Origin of the sequence: Anoxybacillus sp. P3H1B (genome assembly GCF_001560855.1) — a bacterium.
In the GTDB taxonomy this organism is placed as follows: domain Bacteria; phylum Bacillota; class Bacilli; order Bacillales; family Anoxybacillaceae; genus Anoxybacteroides; species Anoxybacteroides rupiense.
The window spans coordinates 205,922-226,511 of record NZ_LPUG01000009.1; the positions used below are offsets into that span (position 1 = coordinate 205,922).

Genomic DNA, 20,590 nt, shown 5'->3' on the forward strand with positions numbered 1-20,590 from the left:
CGTTAAGAGGTGGGAGAGGTTCATCACCGGTTACTCAAAGGGGATCAAATATCACATTCCGTAGAATTTAATCTAAGGCTTTTTGATCTATTTACTCAGACCCTTTTTTGGTTTCGTAAATCTGCAATAATTGTTGTACGGCCTTCGTGACAGAGAGCGTACCGGCAATGACATGATTTTCAATCATCGGCAGCTCTGCTTTAATTTGCGGATGCGAGAAAAAGCTTGATTCTAAATAATCTTTAATCATGGAGTAAATCCAGTCCTTCAATTGGTGGCGCCGCCGCGCATCAAATGCGCCTGACTGCTTGGTGACGGAAATAAATGCTTCCACAACGTTCCAAACTTTTTCGATCCCTTCTCCCAACAATGCTGAACACGTGTAGGCCTTCGTTTCCCATCCTGGTGTGGCCGGACGCAAATAGTGCAAAAACTGATTATATTCTTCTCGAGCCGCTTCCGCTTTTGGTTTATTATCGCCATCCGCCTTATTAATCACAACCGCATCCACAAGCTCCATAATTCCTTTTTTCATTCCCTGCAATTCATCGCCAGCACCAGTAAGAGCGATCATCATAAAGAAATCGACCATGCTGCGTACGACAAATTCGCTTTGCCCGACTCCGACCGTCTCAATTAAAATAATATCGTATCCCGCTGCTTCGCATAAAAGCATCGTTTCCCGCGTTTTTCGATGAACGCCGCCAAGCGTCCCTCCGGATGGCGACGGACGGATAAAGGCACGCGGATCGCGCGCGAGATTTTCCATCCGCGTTTTATCGCCGAGGATGCTGCCGCCGGTAATAGAGCTGCTCGGGTCAACCGCTAAAACGGCAACCCGATGCCCTTGTTCACACAAAAATTGTCCAAACGCTTCAATAAAAGTGCTTTTTCCGGCGCCTGGCACACCTGTGATGCCGATTCGAATCGATCTCCCGACATGCGGCAAAAGCTCGTGCAAAATTTGCTGGGCCCTCTCCATATGTTTAGCTGCATTGCTTTCTACTAATGTGATGGCCTGTGCCAAAATGGTGCGATCGTTGTTTAATACCCCCTCCACATATTCGCTTACTGAGCGCTCTTTGCGTTTCACCCATTTTTTCGTTTCCTGCGATCTCAGAGTGGTGTCTTCCTTTCCCTTCACATAGGCAGTCGCAAAATCAGCCGTCTGTTCTTTTGGCGCCCATTCTGGACGGTAGGTCCGTTCTTCACTCATTGGCTCACTTCCTCATACCCGATCCGCTTATAAATTTCATGCAATACCTTTTCAGCCGCAGTCGGAATCACTGTTCCTGGGCCAAAGATAGCCGCCGCTCCATGCTCGTATAAAAATTCATAATCCTGTGGCGGAATCACTCCTCCGGCCACAACAATAATATCTTCACGACCTAGTTTGCGCAGCTCCTCCACCAGTTGCGGTAGCAAGGTTTTATGTCCCGCAGCAAGCGAGCTCATGCCAATGACGTGAACATCATTTTCCACCGCTTGACGCGCCGTTTCCTCTGGTGTTTGGAAAAGCGGGCCGATATCCACATCAAATCCTAAATCAGCAAATGCAGTGGCAATTACTTTCGCTCCGCGATCGTGTCCATCTTGGCCCATTTTCGCAATCATGATGCGCGGTCTGCGTCCTTCAAGCTCATAAAACTCATCCGTCAGCTTTTTCACTCGCTCGATTTCTTCCTCATTTGTAAATTCTGAACTGTAAACACCGCTGATTGATCGGATGACCGCCTTATGGCGCTTCGCTACTTTTTCAATCGCATAAGAAATTTCACCTAATGTCGCCCGAACGCGAGCGGCCTCTACTGACAATTCCAGTAAATTCCCTTCTCCTGTTTCCGCCGCCTTTGTAATAGCTTCCAGCGCTTGTTGAACTCGCTCTTCATCGCGGGAAGCACGCAGCTGCTGCAGTCTTTCAATCTGTCGCAGACGCACCGCTGTATTATCGACCTCTAAAATGTCAATTGGCACTTCTTTATCAGGGCGGTACTTATTCACTCCGATGATCGTTTCCGCTCCTGAATCAATTTTCGCTTGCCGTCTTGCGGCTGCTTCTTCAATTCTCATTTTCGGAAGGCCGGTGTCAATCGCTTTCGCCATTCCGCCAAGGCTTTCGATTTCTTCAATGTGTTTCCATGCGCGAGTCATCAGCTCGTTCGTTAACGCTTCCACATAATAAGAGCCGGCCCAAGGATCAATCACATTGCAAATTCCCGTTTCATCCTGCAAATAAAGCTGTGTATTGCGGGCAATTCGCGCTGAAAAATCCGTTGGCAAAGCAATCGCTTCATCCAACGCGTTCGTATGCAGCGATTGAGTATGCCCAAGAGCCGCTGCATGCGCTTCAATACATGTGCGCACAACATTGTTGAATGGATCCTGTTCGGTCAAGCTCCAGCCTGATGTTTGCGAATGCGTGCGCAGCGCCAGTGACTTCGGATTTTTCGGGTTAAAGGTTTTCATCATTTTCGCCCAAATAATGCGCGCCGCTCTCATTTTGGCGACTTCCATAAAATAATTCATGCCGATTGCCCAGAAGAACGACAAACGCGGCGCAAACGAATCAATATCAATTCCTGCTTTCAAACCTGTTCTCACATACTCTAAACCATCCGCAAGCGTATAAGCTAATTCAATGTCGGCTGGTGCTCCTGCTTCTTGCATATGATATCCTGAAATACTAATACTGTTAAATTTAGGCATATATTTCGACGTATATTCGAAAATATCCGCAATAATGCGCATGGACATTTCCGGAGGATAGATATACGTGTTGCGCACCATATATTCCTTCAAAATATCATTTTGAATCGTTCCAGAAAGCTTGTCCTGCGTCACTCCCTGCTCCTCTGCTGTGACAATATAAAAGGCCATAATCGGCAAAACGGCTCCATTCATGGTCATCGACACAGACATTTGGTCAAGCGGAATGCCGTCAAATAAAATTTTCATATCTAAAATGGAATCGATCGCTACGCCTGCTTTTCCAACATCGCCGACCACGCGCGGATGATCTGAGTCATAGCCGCGGTGGGTGGCAAGATCAAACGCGACGGAAAGGCCCTTTTGCCCCATGGCTAGATTACGGCGGTAAAAAGCATTACTCTCTTCCGCTGTGGAAAATCCTGCGTATTGGCGAATCGTCCATGGACGATTGACGTACATCGATGGATAAGGCCCTCTTAAATAAGGAGGAATGCCCGGCATGTAATCCAGAAAATCCAGCTCTTCAATATCCTGCTTCGTATACAGCGGTTTCACTGCGATTTGTTCATTCGTCTGAAATAACAGATCCTCCATTGACGCTTTTAATTTTTGTTCAATAGCCTGCTTCCATTGCTGTTCGTTGGCCGATTGGTTTGATAGATGCAAAGGAATATTTGTAAAATCGACTTTTCTACTCATCGAGAGCCACCCCCATTTCCTTCATCACCGTAACAAGCGTTTCGTAACAATTCGATCCTATATGAATGAATCCATCAATTCCAGCCTGTGTAAACATCGCTTCTCTATCAGGATTTTGCTTTCCGGCTACATATAATTTAATATGAGACTGCGCTTTCTTTAGCTCTGTTGCAATCAAAGGCACAGTCTCTATATAGCTTTCATCAGTGCCGCAAATAATGTAATGAGATCCATTCAGACGAAGCGCTTCCTGTACAGCTTCTTGGACCGACATATAGCCATCGTTTTTTACCACTTCAAAGCCCCCCGCCTCAAAAAAGCCTGTGATAAAATCAGCGCGTGCTTTATGATTTGGAATCGGGCCAAGATTGATTAAACGAACGGTTGGACGCTTTCCAGAAGTCGCAAGATGCGCCTCTGCCGCTTTTCTCAATTGTTCAAACGGCTCGGCCAAACGCCATTGCGGAATCGGCTGGATGCAAAACGACAAACCACTGCTTTTTAGCGCCTTCTCTATTTCCTGAACGGTCGCTCGTTGAGAAACCGCAGATAAAGCAGTTTTTACCCATTGCTTTGCTGTAAATTCCTTTTTCAATTGATCGATTCGTTCTTTATCGAGCGATTGCTCGGCGGATATGCAGGCGTGTTTTCGATGAAGCTGTGCGGTTGGCTCTGCTAAATTCGCATAGACGTTCGTGCCAACGATTTTTTCCTTGCACGTTTTGACATTTCGATCGCGCTGCGCGGCTACTTGATTTACCTCCGATTGCACAAAGCCTTCCTCAAGAGCTTTCGTCATGCCGCCTTTTGCTTCAATTTGTTGAAATAGCTTCCACGTCTCTCGGGCCACTTGCGCCGTCAACGTTTCGACATAATAAGAACCTCCAGCCGGATCAATGACTCGGCCAATATGAGCTTCCTCTAGTAAAATCAGCTGTGTATTGCGGGCAATTCTTCGTGAAAATTCATCGGCTGGCTGAATCGCTTCATCAAAAGGAGAGACATGAAGGCTATTCATTCCGCCCACAACAGCCGCAAACGCTTCTGAAGTCGCCCGAAGCATATTAACATATGGATCATATATTGTTTTCGTAAAATAAGATGTGCGAGCATGCATCGTGAGCTTTTGGGCATCTTCACTGCCGCCAAACGCTTGAACAATATTGGACCAAACCACCCGAGCGGCGCGCAGCTTCGCAATTTCCATAAAGAAATTGGAACCGATCGCAAAAGAAAAGCTGATGCGCTGCGCGATGTCATCAATCTCCAAGCCACGGTCGAGGCACTCGCTGATATATTCTGCCGCCGCCGCAAATGCAAAGGCTAGCTCCTGCACCGCATTGGCACCGCCATTATGATAAGACTCGCCATGAACTATCACGGTTCGTATATTTGGCATATGCTCCATCGCCCATTTTGTCACATCGGCCATCATATCATATGAATCTTCGAGCAAAACAGGAAGCTGTCCTTTTTGGACAAGCCCCCCCAGCGGATCCATGCCAATCTCGCCATGCAATGCCTCAAGAGGTACTTGTTGTTTTTGCAAATAGGTAGCGAACAACGCTAAAAACGGCAATGAGCAGGCCCCTGCATCCACTCGAATCGGATAATGCCGTAAATCAATGCCAGAAAACATTGTTTCTACATCTTCAAGCGTCGTTACTAAAAAACCGAGCCTGTCGAGCACAAGATGGATGGCTGTTTGCCCTCTCGCGATGTCATGTTTGACCATTTCATTCCATTCTTTTGCACTCGCTGCAGAAAGCTCCTGACTGATAAACCATGGTTGTTGAAGATACCCATTGACTTCCGTCCCGCGTACATAATCAGCAAAACCCGGAAGCTGCTCAAGATGCTCTAACGATTCAATATCTTGACGTGTATAGATCGGTTGAATGCGCACATTTTCATAAGTGGTAGAATATAGCTTTTCAATTGGCTTCCCTTTTAATGATTTCTCGACTTCTTGCTTCCATTCCTCATAACTCGGAATAGGAAACAAGCCATTTTTCATCGTTGAAATCTCTGTCATCTATAATCCCTCCCCTTTGTTATCTGCTTGCTTCCTCTCTTCAGAAAACGCTTACTTTTGAATTTTTTTAAACATTCGTTACATATTTATTTTAGTATATATAAGCCTTGCGGGCAATGAACAAAACGGCTATCTTCCCAGACAGGCGCGATTTCTTTTTTCCTATCGTTCTCTTGAAGATAGATGGCTCTATCCTAAGGTTTTGCTTTTATGTTGTGTTGCTACAAAAAAGTCACTTATTTTCCAATTTTTCTTCCATCCACTCATAGTAAAGTTGAATCTGCTTGATTTTAAATGCAAACACCTACCGCCGAAATGCAGCGGTAGGTGTTTTTCTTAATAGATCGGTGTATTTTCTTTAGATGTGTTTTCTAAAATTTCTTTCACGCGCGCTAAGAAGCGGCCGCAGATCAAACCGTCAAGAACGCGATGGTCAAGCGACAAGCAGAGGTTCACCATGTCGCGAACCGCGATCATGCCGTTATTCATCACAACTGGGCGTTTCACAATCGCTTCTACTTGTAAAATTGCCGCTTGTGGATAGTTGATAATTCCCATCGATTGTACAGAACCGAATGAGCCTGTGTTATTGACTGTGAATGTGCCGCCTTGCATATCTTCTGGACGAAGTTTGCCTGCCCGCACTTTTGCAGCTAATTCAGAAATTTCCCGAGCAATGCCTTTGATGGTTTTTTCATCAGCATTTTTAATGACAGGGACAAATAGAGCATCGTCCGTTGCAACAGCGATCGAAATGTTGATCTCTTTCTTCTGGACGATTTTGTCGCCCGCCCACATCGAATTAATTTGCGGGAATTCTTTCAGCGCTTGAGCGACCGCCTTTACGAAGAACGCAAAATAGGTTAAATTGAACCCTTCGCGTTTTTTGAACTCGTTTTTCATGGAGTCGCGGTAAGCAACTAGGTTCGTAACATCCACTTCCACCATCGTCCACGCGTGAGGCGCTTCATGTTTGCTGCGAAGCATGTTAGCAGCAATCGCCTTGCGGACAGGGGTAACTGGAATTTCTACATCACCTGCTTGTACAGGAACAGAAGGCGCAGCTTGTTGTTTTGGAGCTGCTGCTGGTTCTGCTTGCGGTGCTTCTTGAACTGGTTGTGCTGCCGCTTGAGCTGCTGGTTTTTGTCCTGGAGTCGGAATATTCCCAGACTCAATTAATTTTAACAAGTCTTTGCGCGTAATGCGTCCGCCTGCACCTGTGCCTTGTACTTGCTCAAGGTCAATATTATGCTCTTGAGCGAGGCGTAAAACAGCAGGCGAGTAGCGTCCTCTTTCTCCTGCTGGTTTTTTCGGTGCTTGAGCAGGAGCCGCTGCTTGTGATGCTGGTGCTTCAGTTTTTGGAGCTTCTGCTTGTGTTGCTTCTGCAGCAGGAGCCTCAGGGGCACTTCCTTCTCCTTCGACTTCAATTGTACAAATAACAGCGCCAACTGGCAGTGTTTCTCCCTCTGACGCAATTAATTCTTTAATAACGCCAGTGAAAGAGGAAGGAACTTCCGCATTTACTTTGTCTGTCATAACTTCTGCAATCGGATCGTATTTATTTACTTTATCGCCAACAGATACGAGCCATTTGCTGATCGTACCCTCTGTGACACTTTCTCCGAGCTGAGGCATTGTGATTTTTTCGATTGCCACTTCGATGACCTCCTATCTTGATTAAAGGCTGCTTTTATGATGATTTCGCATGACAAGGCAAGCGATTGCTTGCCATTGTCACTTTCTCTTATTTTTCCCTCTTTTTTTTAGCATTCCATACTCATGTTCGTTTTTGGCATTAGAATGCCGCTAATTCGCGAATCGCTTTTTCCACTTTATCTGGGTTCACCATGAAGAATTTTTCCATCGTTGGCGCATACGGCATTGCCGGTACATCCGGACCAGCAAGACGCATGATTGGCGCGTCTAAGTCGAATAAGCAATGTTCTGCAATAATTGCCGCAACCTCGCTCATAATGCTTCCTTCTTTATTGTCTTCCGTTACAAGAAGAACTTTGCCCGTTTTGCTTGCTGCTTCAATGATCGCTTCTTTATCAAGCGGATAAACTGTACGCAAATCCAATACATGAACAGAAATGCCATCTTGAGCGACACGCTCTGCTGCTTGAAGTGCAAAATGTACACATAAGCCGTAAGTGATGATCGTAATATCGTCGCCCTCTCGTTTAACGTCTGCCTTGCCGATTGGCAATACATAGTCATCTTCAGGTACTTCGCCTTTAATGAGACGATAAGCGCGTTTGTGCTCGAAGAATAGTACTGGATCTTCGTCGCGAATCGCAGCTTTTAACAATCCTTTCACATCATATGGAGTGGATGGCATGACGATTTTTAAACCTGGCTGGTTCGCGAATACCGCTTCAACAGATTGAGAATGGTAAAGCGCTCCGTGAACGCCGCCGCCATAAGGAGCACGGATCACTACCGGGCAGTTCCAATCATTGTTGGAACGATAACGGATACGCGCAGCTTCAGAAATGATTTGGTTCACAGCCGGCATAATAAAATCAGCAAATTGCATTTCGGCAATTGGACGCATTCCGTACATTGCTGCACCGATCGCAACACCGGCAATCGCAGATTCTGCTAGAGGCGTGTCAATGACACGTTCTTCACCGAACTGATCGTATAATCCGATGGTTGCTTTGAATACCCCACCTTTTTTACCTACGTCTTCACCTAATACGAATACGCGCGGATCGCGTTCCATTTCTTCGCGAATCGCCATCGTCACCGCATCAATGTATGAAATTACTGGCATTCTTCATTCCCCCTTACTTCTCAGCATATACGTACTTTAATGCATGCTCCGCTTCAGCATACGGTGCTTTTTCTGCATAATCAGTCGCTTCATTGACTTGTTTCATGACGCGATCAAGAATTTCTTTTTCTAACTCTTCTGTTAATACGCGTACTTCTTTCAAGTAGCCAGCGAATGAAAGAATCGGATCCTTCGCTTTTGCTTCCGCTAACTCCTCTGGTGTACGATAAGCGCGATCATCATCGTCGGAAGAGTGAGCTGTTAAACGATAAGAAACCGTTTCAATCAATGTAGGACCTTCGCCGCGACGTGCACGGTCAGCTGCTTCTTTCACGGCTTTATACACTTCTAACGGATCATTTCCATCTACTGTATATCCAGGCATGCCGTAGCCGATCGCCCGATCTGATACTTTTTCGCACGCCAATTGCTTTTCGACTGGAACAGAGATCGCGTATTTATTGTTTTCGCACATAAAAATAACTGGTAGCTTATGAACCCCAGCAAAATTCGCACCTTCATGGAAATCTCCTTGGTTGGAAGAGCCTTCACCAAATGTAACGAAGGAGATGAAGTCTTTCTTTTCCATTTTCGCTGCTAATGCGATACCTACTGCGTGAGGCACTTGTGTTGTAACCGGCGAAGAGCCTGTTACAATGCGGTTTTTCTTTTGTCCAAAGTGTCCTGGCATTTGACGTCCGCCAGAGTTTGGATCTTCTGCTTTTGCAAATGCAGAAAGCATCAATTCTGTTGGCGTCATTCCAAACGTTAAGACGACACCCATATCGCGGTAATAAGGCAATACATAGTCTTTTGTGCGATCTAATGCAAAGGCTGCACCAACTTGAGCTGCTTCTTGGCCTTGACAAGAGATTACGAATGGAATTTTACCAGCACGGTTTAAAAGCCACATACGCTCGTCAATTTTACGAGCCAATAGCATTGTTTCATACATTTCTAATACCGTTTCATCACTTAAGCCTAGCGCTTGATGACGATTTTCTGCCATCGAAAAAACCTCCTTTATTGACTTAGAAATGAATCGCTTTGCCGTCAACGGCTAACGCTGCTTCAGCCATCGCTTCTGATAAGGTTGGATGCGGATGGATCGTATGAGCTACTTCCCAAGGAGTAGCATCGAGAACACGTGCAAGTCCCGCTTCTGAAATCATATCAGTCACGTGAGGCCCAACCATATGCACGCCAAGCAAATCGTTTGTATTTTTATCAGCGACAATTTTGACAAAGCCTTCTGCTTCACCAAAGACAAGCGCCTTTCCGATCGCTTTGAACGGGAATTTGCCGACTTTCACATTGAAGCCTTTTTCTTTTGCCTCGTCTTCTGTTAAGCCGACGCTCGCTACTTCTGGACGGCTGTAGACACATTTTGAAATCATTGTGTAATCAATTGGTGACGGAGCTTGTCCAGCAATATGCTCAACAGCGACAATGCCTTCATGCGACGCTACGTGAGCAAGCTGAAGGCCGCCGATCACATCGCCAATCGCATAAATATGGGACTCTTTTGTTTGATAAAATTCGTTCGTTTGAATGAACCCTTTTTCAACAATGATATCGGTATTTTCTAAGCCAATTCCTTCAACATTAGCTTGACGTCCGACTGATACAAGCATTTTTTCCGCTGTAAATGCTTTTTGTTCGCCTTTATGCTCCGCTTTGATCGTGACATCCTTGCCTTTTTCAAGCGTTTCTGGCAATACTTTCGCACCTGTCACGATTTGAATGCCGCGTTGCTTTAATACTTTTTCTACTTCTTTGGACACATCGCGGTCTTCCGTTGGCAAAATGCGGTCTGCATACTCTAGCACCGTTACTTCTACGCCAAAATCATTGAGCATAGAAGCCCACTCGATGCCGATCACACCGCCGCCAACGATAATGATCGATTTTGGAAGAGCTTCAAGCTGTAGCGCTTCATCAGATGTAATCACAAGCTCGCCATCAATATCAAGCCCTGGCAATGTACGCGGACGAGAGCCAGTGGCGATAATCACATTTTTCGGAACAAGCATCTCATTTTCTTCGCCATTGTTCATTTCAACTGAAATCGTTCCTGGCATCGGCGAAAAAATCGACGGTCCTAAGATGCGGCCAGTTCCTTCATATACATCAATTTTTCCTTTTTTCATTAATCCTTGAACGCCTTTATGTAGCTGTTCAACGATTTTCCGCTTACGCTCCTGCACTTTAACAAAATCTAATTTCACATCGCTAGCAAGTACACCAAACGTTTCACTTTCTTTTGTTTGTGCATATACTTCAGCGCTGCGAAGCAATGCTTTACTTGGAATGCACCCTGCATGCAGACAAGTGCCGCCAAGTTTTCCTTTTTCGACGACAGCTGTTTTGAGCCCGAGCTGCGCTGCGCGAATGGCTGCTACATATCCGCCCGTACCGCCACCTAATATGACGAGATCATATTCTTTTGCCATGAGTCTCTCTCCTTCCTATTGCAAAACTTCAACTTTAGAAAAATTTCCAGGATACACCTTCTCTTTCTCTTCACCGCGTAAAACACGAAGCGCTCCTTCAGCTAGCGCTTGAAGCTCATTTTCTCCCGGATGAACAATGACGTCAGCAATCCATTTCACACGATCAGCGATTTCCTTTACAAAGCCTTTTCCGTATGCTAAACCGCCAGTTAAAATAATCGCGTCTACCTTTCCTGCTAAAACCGCGCTGGCCGCCCCAATTTCTTTCGCCACTTGGTAAGCCATCGCACTATATACTAGCTTTGCCTTTTCATCTCCTGCTTCAATCATTTTTTCTACTTTTACCGCATCGTTTGTACCAAGATAACCGACTAAACCGCCTTGGCCAACAAGCATTTTTAAAATTTCTTCACGGTAATACTCTCCTGAGAAGCATAAAGATACGAGATCTCCTGCTGGAACCGTACCAGCACGCTCCGGACTGAATGGTCCTTCCCCGTCTAATCCGTTATTCACATCCACGACACGCCCTTGTTTATGAGCGCCAACTGTAATTCCGCCGCCCATATGAACAACAATGAAATTCAATTCTTCATATTTTTTGCCAAGCTCTTTCGCTACACGACGAGCAACGGCTTTTTGATTTAGAGCGTGGAAAATACTTCTTCTCTCGATTAATGAAAACCCTGAAATTCTCGCGATAGGGTCAAGCTCATCGACAACAACAGGGTCAACGATAAAAGCAGGAATGTTTAGGGCCGATGCAATTTCATGGGCTAAAATACCGCCAAGGTTCGAAGCATGCTGTCCCGCATATCCCTTGCGCAAATCGTCAAGCATCTGCTCATTTACGCGATACGTTCCGCCTTCAATCGGACGCAACAAACCACCGCGACCGCAAACAGCGCTTAATTTCGAGATATTGATTCCCTCTTGATCCAGCGTTTCTAAAATCGTTTGTTTGCGGAATTCATATTGATCAATAATGGATTTATATGATTGAATCACATCTGTGTCGTGGCGAATCGTTTTTTCAAAAATCGAGCGTTCGTTATCGAATACCCCGATCTTTGTCGATGTTGATCCTGGATTAATCACTAAGATGCGAAATTCTTTCGTTTGCAAGATGTCAACCTCCTTTTTACAGTGAAAGCGAGAATATCCATTCCCGCTTTCACCGATTATTGTTTAGCGACCGCGACGACGGCTTAAAATGTGATGGCCGTTTTGTAAAAATTGGCTGCGAGATTTACGCATTGTTTCAATTCTCTCTTCTGCCAAGCGGTCTGCCGCTTTATAGGATGGAATGTTGTCACGTTTAGCGATTTCAAATACTTTTTCAATATTGTTGTAAATTTGCTCTACTCGCTTCATTGCGCGTTCACGGTTGTATCCGTATAGCTCATCCGCCACGTTGATAACGCCACCTGCGTTGATGACGTAGTCAGGAGCATAAACGATACCCATTTCATGGATGATATCGCCGTGTTTTGCATCACGAAGCTGGTTGTTAGCTGCTCCTGCAATCACTTTTGCTTTTAATTGCGGAATCGTTTGATCATTGATAACACCGCCAAGTGCACAAGGTGCAAAAATGTCGCAATCTACGCCGTAGATCTCGTTAGGGTCGACGGCTTTTGCTCCAAACTCTTCCACAACACGTTGTACCGCTTCTTTGTTAATATCTGTCACGATTAATTTCGCACCTTCTTCATGAAGATGGCGGCATAGGTTGTAAGCTACGTTACCAACACCTTGAACAGCAATGGTTTTTCCTTCTAGAGAGTCGCTTCCAAAAGCTTCTTTTGCTGCTGCTTTCATACCGCGATAAACGCCATAAGCGGTAACAGGAGATGGGTTACCTGAAGAACCAAACGCTGGCGAAATTCCTGTTACGTAATCCGTTTCTTCATAAATAATGTCCATATCAGCCACTGTTGTACCAACGTCTTCCGCTGTGATATAGCGGCCGTTTAACCCCTGAATGAAGCGGCCAAATGCACGGAACATGGCTTCGTTTTTATCTTTGCGAGGGTCGCCGATAATAACCGTTTTTCCACCGCCCAGATTAAGGCCAGCAGCTGCGTTTTTGTATGTCATACCGCGAGCAAGACGAAGCGCATCTTCAATCGCAGCCTCTTCTGATTCGTACATCCACATGCGAGTTCCGCCAAGTGCTGGACCAAGCGTTGTATCGTGAATCGCAATAATCGCTTTTAATCCTGATTCTTTGTCTTGGCAAAATAATAGTTGTTCATAGTCATAATTTTCCATATATTTGAAAATTTCCATGTGATTTTCCTCCCCTATTTCTTTCATTTATCATTTATTTAGATGCGGAGCAAACCGCAAGTGCTAACGAATACAGCTTGCTTTCAGCCGAATCGGCGCGTGATGTCAAGACAATCGGCGCTTTCGCCCCTGCAATCACAGCCCCTACCTTCGCATTGGCAAAATAAACAAGCGATTTATATAAGATGTTTCCAGCTTCAATATCAGGAACGAGTAAAATATCAGCGTTTCCTGCAACCTCGCTGACGATTCCCTTATGCTCAGCAGCAGCTGGAGACACTGCATTGTCAAGCGCGAGCGGCCCGTCAACGATGCATCCTTTGATTTGACCGCGGTCATTCATCATCGAAAGCGCGGCTGCATCAATAGTGGCCGACATAGCTGGATTGACGACCTCAACCGCCGCAAGTGGAGCGACCTTTGGCTTCTCAATCCCAATCGATTTCGCAACAGAAACGGCATTGGCAATGATTTGCGCCTTTTGCTCTAAATCAGGTGCAATATTCATTGCTGCATCTGTGACGATGATATATCTATCATAATGTGGCACTTCAAACACGGCCACGTGGGATAATACACTTCCTGTTCGCAATCCGTATTCTTTATTTAACACGGCTTTTAAAATGGTCGCTGTCGGAATATTTCCTTTCATTAATACATTCGCTTCATTCAAGCGAACCGACTTAACAGCAAGCTCGGCTGCTTGAGCGACGGAATGAGCGTGAACAATTTGGATTTTTCCCTCTTTCTCATAATCCTTGTTCTTCTGCTTAAGCAGCTGCGAAATACGTTCGCGATCTCCATATAAAACAAATTTTCCGAATTGATGATCTAAGGCCATCGTAACGGCTTCAATCACCTCTTCGTCTTCCGCTGCGGCAACCGCAACAGTCATATCGGAATATTGGGTTGCTTGGTCAACTAGTGATTGTAGCTTCATTTCATGCATCCAACCCCTTTTTTCTTTATCATTTTGTCCGCTTTTTATTATATGCAAAAACTGTGCCAAATAAAAAAACACAAACGAATGAAAGAAAAGCGAGAAAAATGACGAAAAATCGTTGAAAACGCTTTATTATCTTTTTGCATTTTTTTGCACACCGCGCAATTTATTGCGTGTATTTTTTTGCAAGGTCGTATTTTTCCAGCTTATAGTATAAGCTGCGAATCGAAATTCCCAGCGCTTTGGCTGTGGCCGTTTTATTCCCTTGATGTTCAAGCAAGGCTGCTTCAATTAATTGAGCCTCATATTTTTCAAGCATTTCATCAAGCGGACCGATGCTGCTTGCAAAGGTGGGTTCTTCAGCTAACGCCTTATTCTGCGGCATTTGCAGCGGTGGAATATGGTGAACATCAATAAGCACTTCATTGAATTTCATAAAAATCATGGCCCGGCCCAATACATTTTCCAACTCGCGAACATTGCCCGGCCAATCATAGGATAAAAGATAGCGAATCGCTTCCTCCGTCAAGCCCTCGACATTTCTGCCATAATCCTGATTCAGCTTATGGATTAAATGTCGGCATAAAGCAACAATATCCTGCTTTCTTGCGCGAAGCGGCGGAATATGGATCGGCATACGGCTGAGGCGATAGTATAAATCTTCGCGAAATGTTCCTTCAGCAATTGCCTTTTCCAGATTGACGTTTGTCGCGGCAATCACCCGCACATTAATAGGAATGGGCTTTGTGCCGCCAACACGGACAATTTCTCTTTCTTGCAAAACGCGAAGTAGCTTGGCCTGAGTATTAGCAGAAAGCTCGCCGATTTCATCAAGAAAAATGCTTCCATTATTCGCTTCTTCAAACAACCCTCTTTTCCCGCCACGCTTCGCACCGGAAAAAGCGCCTTCTTCATATCCGAATAGTTCGCTCTCCAATAGTGTTTCAGAAATGGCCGCACAATTCACGCGGATAAATTTGTTATATTTTCTATCGCTGGCATTATGAATGGCGTGGGCAAACAGCTCTTTTCCCGTTCCTGATTCGCCGCGCAGCAAGATGGTAACAGGGGTTTTCGCAGCTAATTTTGCTTGTTCAATGGCCACCATCATTTCTTCCGATGTACCGATGATATCATCAAACGAATACTTCGCTTCCAGCGTGCGGATAATTTGCCGTGCTCGATTTAATTCGTTAGTCAGACGCTGAATTTCTGAGACGTCGTGAATAATGCCGACGCTTCCTTTTAACATGCCATCGACAATAATTGGAGCGACATTCACGATCACATCACGGCTTTTTGGTCCTACCTTCATGCGCACTCCACGAACAGGACGCCGTGTTTTCAACACTTGCATATGCATGCTTTCCCCTTCAGAAATATCAGCTGTCGCTGGTTTTCCGATCACTTCCTCCTCAGATAGGCCGGTAATGCGCGTATAAGCAGGGTTAATCAAAATGCCTTTTCCGTGCTCATCCACCACTGAAATGGCTTCTTCAGAAGAATGAATAATCGCTTCCAGCATCATGCGGATGTCCTTTAAATTAGTTACTTCTTCAGCAAGTTTCATCACTTCTGTCACATCTTTAAAAACCGCCAGCGCGCCAAACAATCTCCCTGATTCATCGATCATCGGAATGCGTGTCGTGATGATTTTTCGGCCGTTTTCAAGCTCTTGTTCTTGATGAATTTCCGTTTTTCTCGTTTTTAATATGCGAGGCAGCTGGCTGGTCGGAATCACTTCTAAAACATGCTTTCCAATCACTTGCTGCTTATCGACTTTGATCATAGCGGCAGCGCTGTCATTCATGTGTGTAATATAAGCAAATTCATCCACTACAATCATTCCATCATGTGTGGAGTTAAGGATTAAATCAAGACGTGCTGTTTCGCTTTTCAAAGTCGAAATCAACGCCTCTTTTTCTTCGACAAGCTCGGCAATCACATAGGCGACCTCTCCAGGAATCACAAGTGTATTTTTTTTTCGTTTTTGACTGATCTCCGCAAACACATCCTTTTCACCAGTTGCTTCCACCACAATATCAATGTCGTCAGTTAAAAACGGACGCCAGTCGTTTCCTGTACGAATATTCATTCTTTTCGCCAATTCTAATCCAGGCGCCTTATCATCGCGATCAATAACGGCTACGATCTCAACAATCGCTGTTTCCTGAAATATTTTCAATAAAGCAGTGCCACCTTTGCTGGCTCCTACAATCAATGCTTTTTTCATTTGCTTCACCTTTAAACTATGCAATTTTTTGCAGACAATTTTATCATATCATTAATGAATATTTCTTGACAAATATAATCAAATCGTTATGATTTTTTCATGAACCCATTTTCTATAGGAAAGGATTCTGCTCGTATGCAACGAATCATTGCCCTTGTGATTTTATTGATCCCTGGCTTTTTAGCTGCTTTAGGAATTAAATGGATGCGCGATACCTTATTTGGCATCCTACATCCTCCCATTCCTGCTCTTTGGCTGCAATTTTTGGGCGGTTTTGTTTTATTTGCGCTTGGCTTAGGGTTTGTTGGCGGTTTTATTCTTCATCGTGATCGAAAACGCAATAAAGTGCAGCCCCGTTTCCAAAAAAAATGACCTGAACGATACTGTTCAGGTCATTTTTTGACTTGTTTTGCTTTCAGTGGGTAATCAGTAAAAATAGCATCTACTCGATGTTCAAACATTTGTTTCATCAGCCGTTCATGGTTGATCGTAAACGGCCTTACCGCAATCTGGTTGGCATGGGCTTTCTGAACAAATAATGGAGACAGCGTGCGGTAATAAGGATGCAAGCCGCTCGCGCCAAGAAGCCGAGCATATTGCCAAGGTTGATAGAGCGGCTCCATATAAAGCAGGGCAGTTGCGATATCCGGCGCCATTTGATGACAACGTGCCATGCTGTTATGATTAAATGAAGATAAAATGACACGGGATTCTAATCGATAATATTTGATCATCTCGATCACTTTTTCTTCCAGCTTATGATAAGCAATCAATCCGTTTTTTAATTCAATATTCAATAATAACGAAGTTGGCGAAATCCATTCAAGTACTTCCTCAAGCAACGGAATTCGGCAGATTCCGTACTGATTGGCAAATTTATAAACCGCATTAAACGCTTGAAGCTCTTGATACGTAAAGTCCTTTACCCAGCCCGTTCCATCTGTTGTTCGATCAATCGTTTCATCGTGAATGACCACAAGCTTCCCATCTTTCGTCATTTGCACATCTAATTCAATCCCGTCAGCTCCTACGCGTTCCGCTTCATAAAATGAAATCATCGTATTTTCGGGGTGCGTGCCAGCTGATCCGCGATGAGCAAAAATTTTGGTCATACTCCTGCCCCTTTCCCAAGCAATCGAAAACATAGTAAAATTATATGCAAGAGCGAGAGGGTTGATTATCCATTCTTTGAACGGCAACAGGCTTTTCCATGTGCCGCAGCGGCGGAAAAGCGAAAAGCTTTTTTCTAGCTAGCCATCTCCTTTTACTAAACGAATCAACGCTCTTCATGCATAAATGAAAATGCTGCTCTTTTCCAAATAAACAGAGAGGTGATTCAATATGCGTCCACATCAAATTTCGCTAGAAACCGCACAAAAGCTAGCAAAAGCGCTTGGCATCCCGATCGAGCAAGTGATGCATATGCCCCAGCATGTTTTAATCCAAAAGCTTATAGAAATCGAAAAAGCGGACAAAAAAGAAGAAAGGTAGCCTAATTTTTTAGGACTGCCTTTTTCTACAGCTCTCGCTAAATGTGATTGCATGTCTCTACAATCAGCGTTCAGTGGTAGCACCGTTTGAATCGTTTAAAACCAGGCTCTCACAAGCGATATTAACTGATACAAAGGAGAAAGCCGATAATCGCATTCGGTTTACGTCACTTTTGTAACAAGAGTAAATTTATTATCTATTCTAATTGGATCAATGCCTCGCTGTCACTTATGAACCACAAAATCATTGTTTCATCATTGAATTAACCATTTATTCAAAGTGCAGATTTCATTCGAATTCTTCCATTGTCAAATCACTATTTACCCCCATGGCAGCACACGTTCCTTGAGCAGCAGCGATTACTAACTGTGAAGGCCCGACTACAGATACATCCCCCGCTGCATATACCCCCTCTACATTACTCCTGCCTAAAACGTCAACAATCACTCGACCATTTTTATTCACTTCACATCCTAGCGATTTAGCAAGGTCATTAGGTTGCTCGAGATCAGTTGTAACAAAGCCACCTGATCGATTAATTTCTGTACCGTCCTCAAAAACCACCTTTTCTAATTTTCCATCTGAACCACTTAACTTTAATATTGGCTTCTCCTTAATAATACCCTTTCTTTTAAGTACTTGCTCTTCCGTTTCTGAGATTATTTTATTGCCGTTCGTACAAACAACTAAATCTTTACTCCATTGATAAACCATCTTTGCCATATGGAAAGCATTGTTGTTTTCAGAGATTAGCACTAAAGATTGTTCTCTTAATTCCCAACCATCGCAATAAGGACAACTGAGTATGCTCTTCCCATAATAATCCCTAATCCCATTCACATTGGGGAGGCTTTCTTTAAGACCCGTTGCAATAATCATTTTTTTACTTAAATATGGCTTACCTTCATGGGTTATTAGTTTGAATATGGAACCTTTCTCTCTTTTTACTTCTACAATTTTGCATTTTTTATTTGGACAGATGGATATTTACTGATATCTTGATGAGCCAAATTTCTGAACTCTCTGGGAGTAACACCGTCTCTAGTAATAAATCCATGTGATTTCTGAGTAACGGCATTTCTCGGTTGATCATTGTCAAAGGATCACTTTTCTTCCAGCTCTGCCTAACACAAGAGCGGCGCTCAATCCTGCAGGGCCACCACCTATTATTGCGCAATCTAAAATCATTTTCCCACCTCATTTAGTTTTAAATTTATTAGAGATATTAAAGATATTTAAAATCTATAATTATCAAAAAAAAAATTAATTTACTACAGAACGGATACGATTCACAATATTCTTATCTACTTTCTGTAATATATGCTCAATCGTTTGAGATCTTAGATAATCTTCCATTTTTTGTTCAGCTTCATTCATTACTTTCTCAATAAGGCAATTTTGTCTATCATGTATAGTATGATCTAAACCGCAATTAAACAATGAGGTCGTTCCCTCAATCGCATGAATGATATCTAAAAACGTTATATCTTTGGCATCTTTAATTAATTGATATCCGCCGTTAACTCCCGTGCCCGACTCGATAAATCCAGATTTAACTAATTTAGTTAAAACCTTAGAAAGGTACGTAGGCGACACTTTTTGAGCTTCAGCTAAAGGCTTTACACCTATTGTTTTTCCTGGTGGTAACAAAGCTAAATAAACAATGGTATGGAGAGCATAATTAGTTGCCTTGGAATACTTCACTTTCTCACCTCCTAATTAAAGACTTCGTGAATCTATAATATCCTTAATCCTTCAGATAAGTCAACCCTTTACCCTCATAAGCAAATTTGTTTCCTGGCAGTGGTCCCTTCTTTTTACCGGTTTCCTACAACATTTGTCCAAAGGTTTGGCACGATAAATGTTTAGCTTCACAATGCAATACGAAATTGTCTAACTGGATAATAAAATCGGACAAAATAAAAACACCCCTTACTACCGTTCTTTTTCCGGTAAATAAGAGGCGTTTCTTTTTCGTATACATACGCACAAACATTTATTGGCTTCGTCCCGATATTTATCGGTAACTAAAATGTATGTTCGAAATCACCCAAACGTTGATATTATTGCCTTTAACTCGCCTTATGCTCCAGTCTCAGCTTATCCGCCACCATCGCAATAAATTCCGAGTTGGTTGGTTTCGCTTTCGACATGCTGACGGTGTAGCCGAACAGCGAGGAAATCGACTCGATGTTACCGCGGCTCCAAGCGACCTCAATCGCATGGCGAATCGCCCGCTCGACGCGACTGGCGGTTGTATTATATTTTTTTGCAATGTCTGGATAAAGCACTTTCGTAATCGAACCAAGCAATTCGATATCATTATATACCATCGAAATCGCTTCACGGAGATATAAGTATCCTTTAATGTGAGCCGGTACACCGATTTCATGAATAATGCTCGTAATGCTTGCATCTAGATTTTTTGGCTTGCTTTCACGCACTTGATAAGAGGACACCGCTTTTTTCACAAGAGGAGTCGTTTTTCCATGCACTTGACGAATGTGATGAACTAAATTTTCCATATCAAACGGCTTTAAAATAAAATAAGAAGCGCCTAAATCAACGGCTTTTTTGGTTACATCCTCTTGACCAAAAGCGGTTAGCATAATGACATTCGGCTGTTTTTCCCGCTTCATGCGCATCTTCTCAAGAACAGCCAATCCGTCCAAATGAGGCATAATAATATCGAGTAGCAATATATCCGCTTGCTTTTCTTCAAGCATATGTAAGCAGTCTTGGCCATTATAAGCTGCGCCAACGACCTCCATGTCATCTTGATTGGAAATATATTCTTCTAATAAGCTTACTAATTCGCGATTATCATCCGCAATACACACTTTAATCTTCAAGAAAATCTTCCTCCCCGCTTCCAATTCATCATTTTTTCTTCCTTAAAATTCATTCGACAGCGTCAGCAAAAATCCTTTATTTTTTCAAAAATAAGTATCTTTTT

Annotated in this window: 18 protein-coding genes; 2 read left to right on the forward strand and 16 right to left on the reverse strand. The window is 43.7% G+C overall.

Annotated elements, in window-relative coordinates; all coding sequences use genetic code 11:
- Positions 1-91: 91 nt before the first annotated feature.
- The 11 genes from meaB to AT864_RS01420 all read right to left on the reverse strand — a co-directional run bounded on the left by meaB (position 92) and on the right by AT864_RS01420 (position 16,143).
- Complete coding sequence (gene meaB / locus AT864_RS01370; protein ID WP_066145720.1) at positions 92-1,216, reverse strand: methylmalonyl Co-A mutase-associated GTPase MeaB; 1,125 nt, start codon at positions 1,214-1,216, stop codon at positions 92-94.
- Positions 1,213-3,408, reverse strand: a complete 2,196-nt coding sequence (gene scpA / locus AT864_RS01375) for a methylmalonyl-CoA mutase (protein ID WP_066145723.1) — start codon at positions 3,406-3,408, stop codon at positions 1,213-1,215. The genes meaB and scpA overlap by 4 nt, the downstream gene beginning before the upstream one ends.
- Entirely contained in the window at positions 3,401-5,443 is a 2,043-nt protein-coding gene (locus AT864_RS01380) for a methylmalonyl-CoA mutase family protein (protein WP_066145726.1), read from the reverse strand. Before AT864_RS01380 ends, scpA begins: the two co-directional genes overlap by 8 nt.
- 336 nt (positions 5,444-5,779) lie before the next feature.
- Positions 5,780-7,099 carry a dihydrolipoamide acetyltransferase family protein gene (locus tag AT864_RS01385; RefSeq protein ID WP_066145729.1) on the reverse strand — a complete coding sequence of 440 codons (1,320 nt, stop codon included), beginning with the start codon at positions 7,097-7,099 and terminating at the stop codon, positions 5,780-5,782.
- Between the two features lie 139 nt (positions 7,100-7,238).
- A complete protein-coding gene (locus AT864_RS01390) occupies positions 7,239-8,222 on the reverse strand; it encodes an alpha-ketoacid dehydrogenase subunit beta (protein WP_044744456.1) in 984 nt (327 codons plus the stop codon).
- A gap of 13 nt (positions 8,223-8,235) precedes the next feature.
- Positions 8,236-9,231, reverse strand: a complete 996-nt coding sequence (locus tag AT864_RS01395; protein WP_066145732.1) for a thiamine pyrophosphate-dependent dehydrogenase E1 component subunit alpha — start codon at positions 9,229-9,231, stop codon at positions 8,236-8,238.
- Between the two features lie 22 nt (positions 9,232-9,253).
- Positions 9,254-10,675 (reverse strand): dihydrolipoyl dehydrogenase, encoded by a 1,422-nt coding sequence (lpdA, locus tag AT864_RS01400; RefSeq protein WP_044744458.1) that lies wholly within the window; start codon positions 10,673-10,675, stop codon positions 9,254-9,256.
- 15 nt (positions 10,676-10,690) lie between these two features.
- A complete protein-coding gene (gene buk / locus AT864_RS01405; RefSeq protein ID WP_044744459.1) occupies positions 10,691-11,800 on the reverse strand; it encodes a butyrate kinase in 1,110 nt (369 codons plus the stop codon).
- A 63-nt stretch (positions 11,801-11,863) separates the two neighbouring features.
- Positions 11,864-12,967: a branched-chain amino acid dehydrogenase gene (gene bcd / locus AT864_RS01410; protein WP_044744460.1), complete on the reverse strand. Its 1,104-nt coding sequence runs from the start codon at positions 12,965-12,967 to the stop codon at positions 11,864-11,866.
- Between the two features lie 34 nt (positions 12,968-13,001).
- A complete protein-coding gene (gene yqiS / locus AT864_RS01415) occupies positions 13,002-13,907 on the reverse strand; it encodes a phosphate butyryltransferase (RefSeq protein WP_044744683.1) in 906 nt (301 codons plus the stop codon).
- A 169-nt stretch (positions 13,908-14,076) separates the two neighbouring features.
- Entirely contained in the window at positions 14,077-16,143 is a 2,067-nt protein-coding gene (locus AT864_RS01420) for a sigma-54-dependent Fis family transcriptional regulator (protein ID WP_044744461.1), read from the reverse strand.
- A gap of 135 nt (positions 16,144-16,278) precedes the next feature.
- Here AT864_RS01420 and AT864_RS01425 point away from each other — a divergent pair, with 135 nt between their 5' ends.
- Positions 16,279-16,515, forward strand: a complete 237-nt coding sequence (locus AT864_RS01425) for a DUF2627 domain-containing protein (RefSeq protein WP_044744462.1) — start codon at positions 16,279-16,281, stop codon at positions 16,513-16,515.
- A gap of 20 nt (positions 16,516-16,535) precedes the next feature.
- Here AT864_RS01425 and AT864_RS01430 read toward each other — a convergent pair whose 3' ends face one another.
- Positions 16,536-17,255 carry a glycerophosphodiester phosphodiesterase gene (locus tag AT864_RS01430; protein WP_066145735.1) on the reverse strand — a complete coding sequence of 240 codons (720 nt, stop codon included), beginning with the start codon at positions 17,253-17,255 and terminating at the stop codon, positions 16,536-16,538.
- A gap of 229 nt (positions 17,256-17,484) precedes the next feature.
- Here AT864_RS01430 and AT864_RS17405 point away from each other — a divergent pair, with 229 nt between their 5' ends.
- The gene (locus AT864_RS17405) at positions 17,485-17,634 is read left to right on the forward strand and encodes a YycC family protein (protein ID WP_080862329.1); all 150 of its coding nucleotides are present in this window, start codon (positions 17,485-17,487) and stop codon (positions 17,632-17,634) included.
- Between the two features lie 288 nt (positions 17,635-17,922).
- Here AT864_RS17405 and AT864_RS01435 read toward each other — a convergent pair whose 3' ends face one another.
- The 4 genes from AT864_RS01435 to spo0A all read right to left on the reverse strand — a co-directional run bounded on the left by AT864_RS01435 (position 17,923) and on the right by spo0A (position 20,486).
- A complete protein-coding gene (locus AT864_RS01435) occupies positions 17,923-18,621 on the reverse strand; it encodes an NAD(P)/FAD-dependent oxidoreductase (protein WP_338078412.1) in 699 nt (232 codons plus the stop codon).
- Between the two features lie 108 nt (positions 18,622-18,729).
- A complete protein-coding gene (locus tag AT864_RS18605; protein ID WP_369815475.1) occupies positions 18,730-18,822 on the reverse strand; it encodes an FAD-dependent oxidoreductase in 93 nt (30 codons plus the stop codon).
- A gap of 75 nt (positions 18,823-18,897) precedes the next feature.
- Positions 18,898-19,338: an RrF2 family transcriptional regulator gene (locus tag AT864_RS01440; protein ID WP_066145740.1), complete on the reverse strand. Its 441-nt coding sequence runs from the start codon at positions 19,336-19,338 to the stop codon at positions 18,898-18,900.
- Between the two features lie 368 nt (positions 19,339-19,706).
- Positions 19,707-20,486, reverse strand: coding sequence for a sporulation transcription factor Spo0A (gene spo0A / locus AT864_RS01445; RefSeq protein WP_044744466.1), 780 nt, complete (start codon positions 20,484-20,486; stop codon positions 19,707-19,709).
- Positions 20,487-20,590 lie beyond the last annotated feature (104 nt).

Bases quoted from the DNA above. Each gene is read 5' to 3' on its own strand.
- meaB (WP_066145720.1), bottom strand. From the start codon at position 1,216: ATGAGTGAAGAACGGACCTACCGTCCAGAATGGGCGCCAAAAGAACAG.
- scpA (WP_066145723.1), bottom strand. From the start codon at position 3,408: ATGAGTAGAAAAGTCGATTTTACAAATATTCCTTTGCATCTATCAAAC.
- AT864_RS01380 (WP_066145726.1), bottom strand. From the start codon at position 5,443: ATGACAGAGATTTCAACGATGAAAAATGGCTTGTTTCCTATTCCGAGT.
- AT864_RS01390 (WP_044744456.1), bottom strand. From the start codon at position 8,222: ATGCCAGTAATTTCATACATTGATGCGGTGACGATGGCGATTCGCGAA.
- AT864_RS01395 (WP_066145732.1), bottom strand. From the start codon at position 9,231: ATGGCAGAAAATCGTCATCAAGCGCTAGGCTTAAGTGATGAAACGGTA.
- lpdA (WP_044744458.1), bottom strand. From the start codon at position 10,675: ATGGCAAAAGAATATGATCTCGTCATATTAGGTGGCGGTACGGGCGGA.
- bcd (WP_044744460.1), bottom strand. From the start codon at position 12,967: ATGGAAATTTTCAAATATATGGAAAATTATGACTATGAACAACTATTA.
- yqiS (WP_044744683.1), bottom strand. From the start codon at position 13,907: ATGAAGCTACAATCACTAGTTGACCAAGCAACCCAATATTCCGATATG.
- AT864_RS01420 (WP_044744461.1), bottom strand. From the start codon at position 16,143: ATGAAAAAAGCATTGATTGTAGGAGCCAGCAAAGGTGGCACTGCTTTA.
- AT864_RS01425 (WP_044744462.1), top strand. From the start codon at position 16,279: ATGCAACGAATCATTGCCCTTGTGATTTTATTGATCCCTGGCTTTTTA.
- AT864_RS01430 (WP_066145735.1), bottom strand. From the start codon at position 17,255: ATGACCAAAATTTTTGCTCATCGCGGATCAGCTGGCACGCACCCCGAA.
- AT864_RS17405 (WP_080862329.1), top strand. From the start codon at position 17,485: ATGCGTCCACATCAAATTTCGCTAGAAACCGCACAAAAGCTAGCAAAA.
- AT864_RS18605 (WP_369815475.1), bottom strand. From the start codon at position 18,822: ATGATTTTAGATTGCGCAATAATAGGTGGTGGCCCTGCAGGATTGAGC.